The 12,335-nt window shown below is 53.4% G+C and carries 16 protein-coding genes; 9 read left to right on the forward strand and 7 right to left on the reverse strand.

Annotated features, from left to right (window positions below):
- Nucleotides 1–42 precede the first annotated feature (42 nt).
- A complete protein-coding gene (nadA, locus tag GZZ87_RS09345; protein WP_244648026.1) occupies nucleotides 43–999 on the reverse strand; it encodes a quinolinate synthase NadA in 957 nt (318 codons plus the stop codon).
- Between the two features lie 355 nt (nucleotides 1,000–1,354).
- On the opposite strand from nadA, the gene GZZ87_RS09350 reads away from it, so the two are divergent.
- Nucleotides 1,355–1,990, forward strand: coding sequence for a hypothetical protein (locus GZZ87_RS09350; protein WP_162026890.1), 636 nt, complete (start codon nucleotides 1,355–1,357; stop codon nucleotides 1,988–1,990).
- Between the two features lie 24 nt (nucleotides 1,991–2,014).
- On the opposite strand, the gene GZZ87_RS09355 is transcribed toward GZZ87_RS09350, so the two are convergent.
- From GZZ87_RS09355 to GZZ87_RS09365, 3 genes are all read right to left on the reverse strand, one after another.
- Nucleotides 2,015–2,767, reverse strand: a complete 753-nt coding sequence (locus tag GZZ87_RS09355; protein WP_162026889.1) for a hypothetical protein — start codon at nucleotides 2,765–2,767, stop codon at nucleotides 2,015–2,017.
- A 124-nt stretch (nucleotides 2,768–2,891) separates the two neighbouring features.
- Nucleotides 2,892–3,413: a PepSY domain-containing protein gene (locus tag GZZ87_RS09360; RefSeq protein WP_162026888.1), complete on the reverse strand. Its 522-nt coding sequence runs from the start codon at nucleotides 3,411–3,413 to the stop codon at nucleotides 2,892–2,894.
- A gap of 39 nt (nucleotides 3,414–3,452) precedes the next feature.
- Complete coding sequence (locus GZZ87_RS09365) at nucleotides 3,453–4,034, reverse strand: cytochrome c (RefSeq protein WP_162026887.1); 582 nt, start codon at nucleotides 4,032–4,034, stop codon at nucleotides 3,453–3,455.
- Between the two features lie 178 nt (nucleotides 4,035–4,212).
- On the opposite strand from GZZ87_RS09365, the gene GZZ87_RS09370 reads away from it, so the two are divergent.
- The 4 genes from GZZ87_RS09370 to GZZ87_RS09385 are packed head-to-tail and all read left to right on the forward strand — an operon-like array spanning nucleotide 4,213 to nucleotide 6,614.
- Entirely contained in the window at nucleotides 4,213–5,109 is an 897-nt protein-coding gene (locus tag GZZ87_RS09370; protein ID WP_162026886.1) for an MBL fold metallo-hydrolase, read from the forward strand.
- The gene (locus GZZ87_RS09375; RefSeq protein WP_162026885.1) at nucleotides 5,102–5,749 is read left to right on the forward strand and encodes a DUF134 domain-containing protein; all 648 of its coding nucleotides are present in this window, start codon (nucleotides 5,102–5,104) and stop codon (nucleotides 5,747–5,749) included. The genes GZZ87_RS09370 and GZZ87_RS09375 overlap by 8 nt, the downstream gene beginning before the upstream one ends.
- Nucleotides 5,749–6,192, forward strand: coding sequence for a NifB/NifX family molybdenum-iron cluster-binding protein (locus tag GZZ87_RS09380; RefSeq protein ID WP_162026884.1), 444 nt, complete (start codon nucleotides 5,749–5,751; stop codon nucleotides 6,190–6,192). The genes GZZ87_RS09375 and GZZ87_RS09380 overlap by 1 nt, the downstream gene beginning before the upstream one ends.
- A complete protein-coding gene (locus GZZ87_RS09385; protein WP_162026883.1) occupies nucleotides 6,189–6,614 on the forward strand; it encodes a PaaI family thioesterase in 426 nt (141 codons plus the stop codon). The genes GZZ87_RS09380 and GZZ87_RS09385 overlap by 4 nt, the downstream gene beginning before the upstream one ends.
- 317 nt (nucleotides 6,615–6,931) lie before the next feature.
- On the opposite strand, the gene murI is transcribed toward GZZ87_RS09385, so the two are convergent.
- Entirely contained in the window at nucleotides 6,932–7,699 is a 768-nt protein-coding gene (gene murI / locus GZZ87_RS09390) for a glutamate racemase (RefSeq protein WP_162026882.1), read from the reverse strand.
- A 398-nt stretch (nucleotides 7,700–8,097) separates the two neighbouring features.
- Here murI and GZZ87_RS09395 point away from each other — a divergent pair, with 398 nt between their 5' ends.
- From GZZ87_RS09395 to GZZ87_RS09410, 4 genes are all read left to right on the forward strand, one after another.
- Complete coding sequence (locus GZZ87_RS09395) at nucleotides 8,098–8,520, forward strand: hypothetical protein (protein ID WP_162051264.1); 423 nt, start codon at nucleotides 8,098–8,100, stop codon at nucleotides 8,518–8,520.
- 68 nt (nucleotides 8,521–8,588) lie between these two features.
- Entirely contained in the window at nucleotides 8,589–8,780 is a 192-nt protein-coding gene (gene rpmI / locus GZZ87_RS09400; RefSeq protein ID WP_155418040.1) for a 50S ribosomal protein L35, read from the forward strand.
- A 95-nt stretch (nucleotides 8,781–8,875) separates the two neighbouring features.
- Nucleotides 8,876–9,238, forward strand: coding sequence for a 50S ribosomal protein L20 (gene rplT / locus GZZ87_RS09405; protein ID WP_162026880.1), 363 nt, complete (start codon nucleotides 8,876–8,878; stop codon nucleotides 9,236–9,238).
- A 215-nt stretch (nucleotides 9,239–9,453) separates the two neighbouring features.
- Nucleotides 9,454–10,983 (forward strand): phospholipase D family protein, encoded by a 1,530-nt coding sequence (locus tag GZZ87_RS09410; protein ID WP_244653999.1) that lies wholly within the window; start codon nucleotides 9,454–9,456, stop codon nucleotides 10,981–10,983.
- A gap of 262 nt (nucleotides 10,984–11,245) precedes the next feature.
- On the opposite strand, the gene GZZ87_RS09415 is transcribed toward GZZ87_RS09410, so the two are convergent.
- Nucleotides 11,246–11,824, reverse strand: coding sequence for an ATP-dependent Clp protease proteolytic subunit (locus GZZ87_RS09415; protein WP_162026879.1), 579 nt, complete (start codon nucleotides 11,822–11,824; stop codon nucleotides 11,246–11,248).
- 54 nt (nucleotides 11,825–11,878) lie between these two features.
- The gene (gene rpiB / locus GZZ87_RS09420; RefSeq protein WP_162026878.1) at nucleotides 11,879–12,322 is read right to left on the reverse strand and encodes a ribose 5-phosphate isomerase B; all 444 of its coding nucleotides are present in this window, start codon (nucleotides 12,320–12,322) and stop codon (nucleotides 11,879–11,881) included.
- Between the last annotated feature and the right edge of the window lie 13 nt (nucleotides 12,323–12,335).

Below are 12,335 nucleotides of genomic sequence, written 5' to 3' on the forward strand. Positions count from 1 at the left end.
GTTTTCAGCCCTCAGCTCTCAAGTTTCAGGTCTCTTCTCCTCCTACTTGCTCCAATCAAGCATACGCTTGAGGGGCACGTAGGCTTGTTTGCGCACGTCTTCGTCCATCTCGATCTGTGGGCTCATGTCGCGGAGGCAGTTACGCAGCTTTTCGATGGTGTTCATCTTCATGAAGCGGCAATCGTTGCAGGCGCACGTATCCGTCGGGCCAGCGATGAACGTTTTGTCCGGGGCTTCACGTTGTAAGCGGTGGATCATCCCGGTTTCGGTGATGATGATAAATTGCTGAGCGTCGCTATTTTGGCAAAAGCCGATCATCTTCTCGGTGCTGCAAACCACGTCCGCATTGTCACGCACGGTTTCCACGCATTCTGGGTGAGCGACGACGAGTGCTTCTGGGAATTTGAGCTTAAGCGCTTCAATGGCTTGCTGAGTGAATAACACGTGCGCGTAGCATGAGCCCGGCCATAGTTGCATTTCGCGGCCAGTCTGCTTGGAGACCCATTGGCCGAGGTTCTGGTCTGGCACGAACAGGATGTCGCGATCGGCAGGCACATTCTCGATGATGGTCTTGGCGTTGCCGCTGGTGCAGATCACATCGCAGAGCGCTTTAACTGCAGCCGAGCAATTAATGTAAGCGACCACGTAAACATTTGGATTGGCGGCTTTGTAGGCAGCCAGTTTTTCCGCTGGGCAGGAGTCGGCGAGCGAGCAACCTGCTTCCATATCGGGCAGTAGCACTGCTTTGGCCGGATTGACGATCTTGGCAGTCTCAGCCATGAAGTGCACGCCGCAGAAGACGATTGCGTCGGCGTCGGCTTCGGCAGCCTGGTAGGCGAGTCCGAGGGAGTCGCCCACGTAGTCAGCTACGCGTTGTATCTCATCCACTTGGTAGTTGTGCGCCAAGATGACGGCGTTGCGTTCTTTTTTGAGCGCCAACACCTCAAGTTGCATTGCGGAAAGTGGCGCTTCTTCCCCGTTGCGTGGGTTGAAGACCATAGGTTCGTAGTTGAGAGTCGTAGTTGCCATGGGTGGAGTCTTAGGAAAAAGCCGACGAACATCTAGTGAAGTGGCACTTAAGTCAAGCTGGCAGCCGCTGTGTTCTTTGGGGGTGAATCGTGGGGAGGGACGGCCTCTGCGCCGTCAGCCGAGCCGCAGCACAGAACCAAAACACTGGCACACCGCAAGACGAGGCAGAGCTCGTCTCTCCCGGATGTGTTGTATTGATAAATCACAAAACATGATGCATCTCAGTATCAGATGCGGTAGACTACTTTTGAATATTAGAGATTTGACGGTCTTAGATCGTTTGCGCTACAACGCGTTACATATGGCAAAGCTTTTATTATTCTGCATGATATCCCTTTCATTATGCTTGGGTGCAATCGGTGGTGAAGTTGGATTCCCGTCGTCTGTGAAGCTAAAGGATGGGACTTCCTATGAGGGGGTGAAGCTAATGAGTCAGACGCCTGCTGAAGTCGTGTTGAGGCATTCGAATGGAGTGGCGAATATTAAGATTTCTGACCTCAGCGATGAGCTACAGGTGTTGCTCAATTACTCAGAGGAAGAGGCAAAGGCTCTTGAGGCGGCGCAAGCGGAGGCAACTGCCTTGCGGCTGAAGCAGGTGGAGCACGATAAGCAAGTGCGTGAAGCCGCTAAGATACTCGCCGAGAAGAAGATGAATATGTTTATGGTCCGTGGCTATGTGCACCGAGTGCTGGAGGAGGGGATCGTGGTTCAAGCAGGTGTGGCGACTAATTCGGTCTATAACCGGATTCGAGTTTCAGAAGAAGAGGTCTCGAAGCGACAATATAAAGCTTACCGAGTTCCTCGGCCAATACGTGAATTTGGGTTTGTCTATATCGAAGGGCACCCGCGCTTTGAGTCACTCACAGATCGGGATGTCATTGATGTGGACGTGTATCGCGATGGGATCTTTAGATCTGGCGGAGAGACGATGAAGCGGTTTGTCTATTTACAGGAATTCTAGTGCCTCAGCCTTCAAGTCTCAAACCTACCTCAGTCCAGCTGCGGTCAAAATTTCAAATGCCTTTTGGCTATGCTCCATCAGCTTGCCGAGGTTACGTAGTGTCAGGAGTTGAAAGGTCATTTCGCTCTCTGTCACATGAATATGCAGATCCAGCGGAATTAGGCGCAGCTCAAAGCTGCTGCCGTCGGGTTCGTAGGCCAAGCTATCCGCAATTTCGGGCATATCCTCGATCGCATCGATCTTGTCGTCGATATTGATCGATCCCGGGAATTCGACAACGAGCGTCTCGCAGTGGTGCGTGAAGCAGGCTACAAAGCGCTCGTCCGTTCCGATGTCGGGCGTGTGCAGTGCGACGATTTCGGTGGTTAGCACGTAGTTTTTCGGATCGTCTGGGCTTTGATCAATCCGCACCTGCAGATCGAAGTCAGGTGTCTTGATACAGCCAAATCCATCCTCGCAGGTGTATTGAAACTCGCGCCGCTTGTAGCCGAATAGGCTACGAATGTCGGCGTAGAACTGATCGATGATCTCTTTGACGTCTTCCTGGCCGATCTTACGAACAAATGCTTGAGCGGCGGGATGATGACCGTCCGGCAAATGATGATTCTTTGCGTAGCCTTTGAGTCGGCGCACGCGTCCCTCCACGGTGCCGAAGATGCGGCTTTGCGGGGCTGGAGCATTCAAATCTGAAGTTGTGGCTGTGATGGCTGAACGAATCGGACGGTGGGTCAATAAATGAGAGCCGAAGTTGTGCCACAGCCAGCGGAGTGGCGTCAATGTTTACAGGCGCTCCCTCATATCTTTTAGAGAGCTGCGCGTGTTGCTTGCGCACTCTCAATTGTAGCGGAAGCGGGAGCCGGTTTCGACCAACCGAGCAAGAGCCATTCAGCGGCGCACGGTTTCATTTTACCTTAAGTCGTCGCTTCCTGCGCATGAGGATGGGGATGAGGAATAGATAAATGCCAGTTAGCCACAGTAGTAGTAGAATTGCGGCTGCGGGTAGAAAGAGCCAGATGCTTGCCTTGGAGTGAAAGAAGGTGCCCTCGTGTAGGGATAAGATCCAGGCTGAGCGTTTGTAGGCGACTTGTAGGATCTCTGCGCTCTGGCCATCTATTTGAACTTCCCATTGATTCTTCGCTAGGACTTTAATGACCCCGTGGCTAGGGCGTATGTCGACTTTCTTGATGTCTGCCCAGTCGGCGATCTGTGCTTCAGGCACGCTCGCTGCGGTATCGATGACTTGCTGCAGGCTGATAGTTGGCGTGTTGCCTTGCCCCTGCATGGTTGCTGGCTGAACCCATGCGATGTCTTTGCGTAGTAATAAGAGAATGCCAGTGATGATGATAATCAGCACCGGAAGAGCGCAGAGTAGTGCACCCCAATAATGGACTTTTCTCCAGAGTAACTTCCAGTTGGTTTTCATTGCTGATATTTCGATTGAGCTATGGGAGTGTGTAAATGCTTAATTTTTTGTTTTAGAGGAGGGCTGGCCGCGTCGCATTTTTTGTGGGCCTCCTGAGCCGTGCTCCTCAGTGTAATGTTGGTCATACCAACCTGGTTTTTGCAGGTCTGCGTGCCTGAGGAAGTTGGCAATTTGTTTGAGGTCTTCGTCCGGTAAGGGCAGGGCGGGCATCAGGCCGAATTTTTCGTGTGCGCCAGGCATTAGCGAGCTCTCTTCGGTCGGGTGCTTTACGTAGTCGACTACGGCTTGGATCCATTCGTCATCGTCTTGATAGACGCGGTTATAGTGGTCGCGCAGTGCAAAGACTGGAGGTGCGAGCATGGGTTGCCCTCGTTGATATTTATGGCACGCCATGCAAATGGCTTCGAATTTCTGCTGCCCGACTGACACTGCCTCGATGGTAGCTGTTTCGGTCTGGTCGGTTTTGCTTTGTTGCTCTAGTTGGCTCACGCGTTGTTCCAGTTTTTGCACGGTTGCCTGTAGTTCGGCGATCGTCGCTTGCAAATCAGTGGCGGGGGGATCGGTGGCTGCCATGAGTGCTAGCGGAGCTAGTGCGTAGAGGGTGAACCATGTTCGTTTCATGTGGAGGATTGTATTTAGATACACCTCTTCTGCCAATCTGTATCAGGTAATGTCGGGGATCTGTAGCAGGACTTCTGAGTGCCATTAGTGTGGTGGACGCGCTAGGGCTGTGGGAGTTTTTGAAGCAATTTCATATTCTAGCTTGCTGTTGTGGGAATATTCCCATAACTATGTGGGTATGTCAGATAATTTAGATCGCTTTCAGTTGCTTGAGTCCGTGCAGGTGTCGCTATTGGTGGAGAATACCGCGCGTGGTGCGGGGATCCTAGGCGAGCATGGTTTGTGTTGGTGCTTACAGTCAGAGGGCAATCAAGTGTTGATGGACCTCGGTCAGGGCCAAGTGCTGGAGCGCAATGCGTCTCGTATGTCGGTGGATTTGACGGCAACGGATGCGGTGGTGTTTAGTCATGGGCATTATGACCATGTCGGGGGCTGGCAGGTGGCTGCCAGTGCATTGGCTCAGGCAAAGGTGTTTCTGCATCCGGATGCGTTGCAGGCAAAATTTCAAAAGCGCGCGGATGGGCGTATGGTGCGCGCAGGGATTACGTCGTTTGCCGCTGCGGTTCAGAATGAAGCGGTGAAGTTGGTGCGTTCGACGGAACCGTGTGAAGTCGCTCCTGGCATTTGGATGACTGGCGAGGTGCCGCGTTCGAATACGGTCGAGGATACGGGCGGAGATTTTTATTGTGGGCCTCAGGCGGAGCAGGTGGATCAAGTGCTCGATGATCAATCGCTGTTCTTTAAAACGACTCAAGGCATTGTAGTCGTGCTTGGCTGTGCGCATGCGGGGGTGGTGAATACTTTAAACTATGTCTCTGAACTGACTGGAGAACGCATTCACGCGGTGGTGGGTGGTATGCATCTATTACATGCGACTGCAACGCGGATGGCTTTCACAGTGGATGCTCTGCGTGAGATCGCGCCAGACTGGTTGGGGCCGAATCACTGCACGGGGGATGCCGCAGTGGCTCAGCTGTGGCAGGCTTTTCCCGGGCAGATGTTAGAGATGCATGCGGGGCAGTCATATGCGTTCCCGCTACCAAATAAGAATTCAATGAAAGGAACCCATGCCTAGACCCTGTAAATCTCGCACTTTAGAGGGAGTGCCGAATCCGGTGCTCTATATCCCATCTGGTTGGACGCGCGATCAAATCGATCCTGCGAGTTTGGCGATCGAAGATTTCGAAGTCTTACGCTTGGTGGATGGACATGTGCATACGATCGAAGAGGCCGCAGCGAAGGTGGGTGTTTCGCGGAGCACTGCGGGTCGCATGCTAGAGCGTGCGCGACGTGTGCTTGCGTTGGGACTGGAGCGACGTGCGCCGATTCATATTGATGCGTCTGATTCCAGTGTGATTGCACCACCTGTGAGTGATCCTGCTGTAGCTCCGATCGATTCGGGTGTGCTAGCAGTTGCTGTGAAGGATTCGAATCCGGATTGCGAGGTGGCGCGTGTCTTTGGGCGCGCGGCAGCGTTTGCTCTAGTGGCAGCGGATGGGCAAGTGAGTTTCGTGGTCAACCCAGGTGCGAATGTCAAACGAGGAGCCGCCACGCTGGCCGTCGATTTACTGCGTTCGAATGGAGTCGGGCGTGTCGTCGCTGGGCGCTTTGGAGCCGATGCCTTGGAGGATTTGGGCACTGCGGAAATTGAGCCCTGCCTGATGGTCGGCGTGAAGCTTCGGCAGGCAATTGAACTTTTAACCGTAAGAATATAATGAATACATTCATAAAAATAGACAGATCCCGCATCGCGATACCAGTCGTCGGGCATAACGGAATTGACTCACGCGTCTCGAAGCACTTTGGCAGCGCGCCGGGTTTTATTGTGACGGATGATACCGGTGGCGAATATGTCTATCTAGATACTGCGAAGGCGAAGCAGGGCAGCGAGTGCGCGCCTGTTCGCGCCTTAGCCAGTGCGGGGAGCAAAGTGGTCATCGCTTCTGGAATGGGGCGTGGCGCGATGCAGCGCTGCCATAATGCTGGGATGCGGATTTTGCATGCAGTCGGAGGTAACACAGTTGCAGAAGTGCTGGAGTCGTATCGTGCGCAGAGCTGTCCTGATTTTCCTGATTCGGCGCTTTGTGCGCACCACAAGCATGATCATGATCATTCGCATGATGACGGTGAGTGCTGTAGTCAAGGAGGAGACGAATGAAAGGCGCGAGTGTCATGAAGTTGAGCCGTTTGCGTCGGTCGGGACATCATCACTGCTTGGCGTGCACGCATCCGGATTTGAAGTTGAATTTTACCTTGGATGGGCCGCACCGTTTGCGCAGTTCTATCGACTTTACTAAGGAGATGACGAGCTTCAATGGTATGATTCATGGCGGGCTGATTGCCCTGCTGATCGACGAGGCGATGACCTGTGCCTTGATGGCCGAGGGGCATTACTGCGCGACGGGCGATCTTAAATTGCGCTACCATCAACCGACGCGACCGGAGCCCACGGCTTATATTACCGTCACGGTGGATTCCAAATTTGGTAAGCTATATCGATTGAGCGCCGAGCTAAAGCAGAAGGGTGTTCTGTGCGCCAGTGCGCAGGCGCGTTTCATGAAGCAGGCGATTGCTAGTTAGAGAAGGAACAGGGAGTAAAGAGGTGTTGGTTCGGTTTGTATTATGCTCATTCGCATCATGTATTGTGATTCTTGATGGTTTAGAAATCTTCGCAGGGGTCGTGCTCGCGCGAACCGCGAAGGCAGGAGGCGTTCGAAACTCCATTACCTTCTGGTCTTTGCGCGGTCTTCGCAAAGCAAAGCCCCTACCTTAGGCAGGGAAGTATAATGAAGGCACTTTTCGCAAATGATGATGCGCGCCAGTATACCATCGGAGCTTTTTTCTGTTCAAAATTTTTTTGCAAAAATCTGGACTTCACTAAGTCATTGATCGAAAAATTACAAATAGGGCGACCATCCGTGAGCGGGTTCCATGCTCCCGTTTTGGTCTGTGCTGAACAGCTGGCAGTTTTCCTCAGGCCTTGTGGTGAGCAGTTGATAGTGCTCCAGTTGTTGGCGCACTCGGCGTGCCACGGCTGCACCGGTGTCGATGAGCTGCATCTCTGGGCCGGCGACTTCACGGATGACAGGTGCCAAGAAGGGATAATGCGTGCAGCCGAGCACGAGTGTGTCGGCGCCTGCTTGCAACAGGGGCAGGATGGTTTCTTCCACCGCCGCTTGGACTTCTGGGCCAGTGAGCATACCCGCCTCGACCAACTCGACGAAACGCGGGCAGGGACGGGTGATGACTTTGATGTCGCCAGTGGCGTGGTGATTGAGGAGTCGGTGGAATTTCTCTCCAGCGAGCGAAGTCTCAGTCGCCAGCACGCCGACGACGCGGCTCTTGCTGAGTGCGCAGGCGGGCTTTAATCCGGGCTCCATGCCGACGATGGGGATGAGTAATTCGGCGCGCAGTGTCTCGACAGCGGCGATGGTGGCGGAATTGCAGGCGATAACGATGAGCTTGGCTCCACGCGCAATTAGCCAGTCGCTGAGATGGCGAACCCGCTCGATTATGACCTCTGTGGTCTTCCCGCCATAGGGGCAAAACGCGGAATCGCCGACGTAGAGCAGCGACTCATCAGGCAACTCGCGACGGATTTCCCGCAGCACGGAAAGGCCTCCCATGCCTGAATCTAAGATGCCAATTGGTGCGCTGCTACTCATGGTGGCAGAGCATTGCAGTGTCTACGGTCAGAGCAAGTCGATTGGTTTGGGAATTGTGCGGGCAGGTATGAGCCATTGAACGAGTGCTTGGGGGCGCTTGTGTTAAAACGTAGATGCACGCGGATGCCGCAGATTTGTAGAGATTCTGATTCACTGCGGTTCGTTGATCCTAAATTCGGCAGTAGGCTTAGGCTCTGTTTTAGAAACCACGAATGGACACGACGTAGGTCTGCCGTCGATGGCGTAGCAATGTCGGTGTCACGCGATGGCTTTGATGCATCAACGCTCATTTTTGGTTCACCTTCAGTTCATTGGTATCTAATAGAGTGTGTTTTATGAAACTACCCACGATGTTCGTATGCTCTCGCCTAGTGCTTTGCTTGGCTGCCTTTTTCTCTATGAGTGCCTTATCGGCTGCGCCTCTAGTCGTGGGAGAGCGCTTCCCTCAGTGGACGGAGATGAAGGATCAACATGGGGTCGTCTATGAGATTCCGAAAGAGACTAAATACATCGCGGTGGCCTACACAATGAGCGTCGGTAAGGCGGCGAATCGCTATTTGGCGGAGCAGGGGAAGGACTTCTTGCCGACAGCGCATGCGATTTTTGTGGCAAATATCTACGGCATGCCGGGCATCGGGCGTTTTTTCGCGATGCCGAAGATGAAGAAATACCCGCACCGTATGATGTTGGCCGATGCTGAGGGCTTGTTGGACGCTTTTCCGCAGGAAGACGATAAAGTGACCGTGTTTGAGCTTGGGGCTAAGGGGGAAATTAAAGCCATTACCTTCTGGGATCCGGAGTCGGATTCGAAACCATTTTGATTTTCTGGCTTTTACCCTTTACAAGCACCCGCAAAAGCTGTGTTTTCCCCATCTTTTCCAACTTTCTCATGCAGAAAACACGTAAATCCATCGCCAAACGCTTCAAGAAGACAGGCACCGGTAAACTCTTGCGTCGCACGCCAGGGCACCGTCACCTCCTTCGTAACAAGAGTGTCAAGCAACGTCGCCGTGCAGGTAGCAGCAAATTGGTCGCCCCCGGCCAACGCGCTAACCTCATTCGCGGATTGCCTTTCGCTTAAGCTGAAGAAGTCACGTTTGATCTTAAAACTCACGCTAGCAGGGTAACATGAAAATGGGCGACCCTGCAGCGACTAAATCGAGAGATATATAAAACATGCCTAGAGCAACCAATGGTCCGGCAACCTTAAAACGCCGTAAAAAAGTTCTGAAGAAAGCCCGTGGCTACTTCGGTAACAAATCCCGCCTCTTTCGCTATGCGAAGGATGCAGTCGATCGCGCTGAAGTTTACGCTTATCGCGACCGCCGCAAAAAGAAGTCCGAGTTCCGTCAACTCTGGATCGTTCGTATCAATGCTGCATGCCGTGCAAATGGTATCAACTACAGCCGTTTCATCCGTGGCCTCAAGGCTGCTGGTATCGAGATGGACCGTAAGCAGATGTCCGAACTTGCGATTCACGACGAGGCCGCTTTCAACGTTTTGATTGAAAAGGCAAAGGAAGCAAACGCAGCTGCGTAAGCTCCGGACTTACTATAAGTCTTTCTAAAAGGCCGATCCTATTAAGGGGTCGGCCTTTTTTCGTGGCCGAGGTCGGGGGCTGTGGTTCGGGACAGACAGGAATGTCTGTGTCACGGTTTGGTTCGGGGCAGGCAGGAGTGTCTGTATCACACTTCAGTGGGAATTTCGCGGTGTGTTGGGTTGCGTGTTTCAGGATCATGGCTTTCGTCTGAGTTGTGTTAGTTGATTCACTTTTACATTTAGTTCGGGCGAGCGTTGCTGCTGTAACGCTCTGCTGGCTTGCGGGTTGCGGGACGATACAGTCGATCCAGTTGCCAGACGAAAATGCCTATGCGCCAGCGGATAATGCGGTGTGGGCAGCTGTTGGCGAGGTGCGTGCGCATGATTGGGGTGTGGTTCTCAATGTCGGGGATGAGGCCTTGGAGTGGCGCTTGCGCTTGATTGATAGCGCGACGAAGTCGATCGATCTGCAGACTTTTCTTTGGTATGATGATCAGGTTGGCTTGTTGCTGTTGCGGCATTTGATGGATGCGGCGGATCGGGGCGTGCGTGTGCGCTTATTGCTCGACGATACCTATACTGCGACGCACGCGGAAGCGATTTGGGATATCGATCATCATCCGAATGTGGAATATCGGGTCTATAATCCGTATCGCCGCCGCATTCATAGTATGGTGCTGCGTCAGTTGATGAACCTTGGAGATTTCGGTCGTTTAGACCATCGTATGCACAACAAGATTATAATTGCTGACAATCGTGCTTCAATTCTTGGGGGCCGCAATTTGGCGGATGAATATTTTGGCTGGCACGAAGAGGCCAATTTTCGGGATTTAGAGTTGCTGACCGTCGGGCCGCGTGTGCAGGAGTTGAGCGATTTATTTGATGAGTATTGGAATAATGACTGGTCGTTCCCGGAGGCGATGGTGAATTATCGGTCGGGGGCACTGAGGACGCCGGAGGAATTTGAGCTGTGGTTACGTGAGACTGCACCTCGGCGGTTGGATGAGAGTGTGTCGCAGCAAGTTGCCGAGTGGCGTGATCTTGCGGCTGAGGGCTTGCAGTTTCCCTATCGGGTGATTGCGGATACGCCCGCACCCACGCGGCCTGAGCTGGCGGATGAATTCCCGAATCAGTTGGCGCAAGAATTGGTGGTGGCCTTCGACCAAGCGCAGCAGGATATGCTGATTGTGACTGCGTATTTGATTCCGACTCCCGAGCTCGAGGCGGCCCTCGAGCGTGCGACTGCGCGCGGCGTTCGTGTGACGATTCTGACGAATTCACTGCGTTCCAATAATCATCTTTCAGCGCATAGTGCCTATCGTAAGCATATTCGTCATTTGTTGGAAATCGGCGTGGATCTCTATGAGGTGCGCACGTGGGCAAAGGATCGTGGTCGTTATATGCAGGAGCCGGTTGATACCAAGCACCTTGGGCTGCATGCTAAATTCGCGTTGATCGATGATCGCATTTCGTTTGTCGGCAGTGCGAATCTCGATCCGCGCTCTTTGCGCTTGAATACTGAAATGAGCTTACTGGTCGACAGTCCTGAGCTCAACGCCGAGCTGCGTGACTTGCTGGGGGTGGACTTTTTGTTGCGCAATGCGTGGCATTTGCAATTGCAGCCGAATGGTTCGGTTCACTGGTTCGGTGATGACGGTATAGAGCTGAAGCATCAGCCTGCGGACTCGAATCTGCAGCGTCTTGAGGATTGGTTTTTTAGTGTCCTGCCGGAGGGGCAGTTGTAAGAGGGTTGAGAGGGGAGGCTTGAGAGCTGAGAGGGGAGACTTGAGGGCTGAGAGTGGGAGACTTGAGAGCTGAGAGTGGGAGGCTTGAGAGCTGTATTGGGGGAGGGCTGGCCTCCGCGCCGGCTGCCGAGCATAAGAGCGGTGCAACTGCACTTTTCGTCGGCACTTGCACACTGCAAGACGAGGCGGAGCTCGTCCCTCCAGCACGCAAAAAAGCCCGCGATGACTCGCGGGCTTTTCGTGTTTAAATAGTATGGATCCCTTAGATCTTGTCTACGATCTTATCGGCAAGGCCGTATTTGATGGCTTCTTTGGCGGTCATGTAGAAGTCACGGTCGGTGTCTTGCTGGATTTTTTCGAGTTTCTGTCCGGAGCTGTCTGCGAGGATCGCGTTGAGCTCGTCGCGCAGGCGCTCCATCTCTTGTGCTTGAATGTGGATATCAACCGCTACAGCGACCATTTGGCCGGAGATGAGTGGTTGGTGGATCAACACGCGAGAGTGCGGGTAGAGATAGCGCATGCCCTTTTCGGCGCCGCAGAGCAGAATCGAGCCCATGCTGGCTGCCATTCCGGTGACGACGACCTTGATCGGAGAGCTGATCAGTTTCATGGTGTCATACACGGCCATGCCAGCTGTAATAGAGCCGCCCGGTGTGTTGATGTAGAAGGTGATCTCTTTGCCCGGAGCATCTGCTTCGAGGTAGAGGAGCTTTTCGGTGATGTCGCGAGCCGACTTGTCGGAAACTTCGCCCCAGAGGAAGATTTTACGCTCCTTCAGGAATGTTTCCTGGATCTTTGGAGTGGAGTCTTTTTCAGCGTCTTTAGATTTTTTGTCTGCCATAGGAGAGTGGTGTGATTAGTTGAAGTGTAAAAATGAGGTGGAGAGCGAAGGGGGTTACCCTTCGATTTTTTCGACGCGTCGCTGGTGGCGACCGCCTTCGTATTCAGCGTCGAGCCAGATGCCGACGATTTTAAGTGCGAGTTCTTCGGAGACTGGACGAGCACCAATGGAGATGCAGTTGGCGTTGTTGTGCTCTTTAGTCATCTGCGCGGACCATTCGTCCCAGCAGAGGCCGCAGCGCACGCCTTTTACTTTATTGGCGACGATTGCTTCGCCGTTGCCACTGCCGCCGAGCACGATGCCGTAGTCGGCTTTGCCTTCGGCGACCGCTTCGGCTGCAGGGCGGATGAAGTCAGGGTAGTCGCAGGACTCGGTGGAGTCGCAGCCGCAGTCGATGACTTCGTGCCCGCGATCGCGGAGAAATTGAATGATCGGTGCCTTCAGGGGGAAGCCTGCGTGATCGGTGCCGATGGAAACTGTGAGGGTCGTTTTGCTCATGGAAGCGAAGAGT

It is taken from the genome of Lentimonas sp. CC4 (assembly GCF_902728235.1).
Classification (GTDB): Bacteria; Verrucomicrobiota; Verrucomicrobiia; order Opitutales; family Coraliomargaritaceae; genus Lentimonas.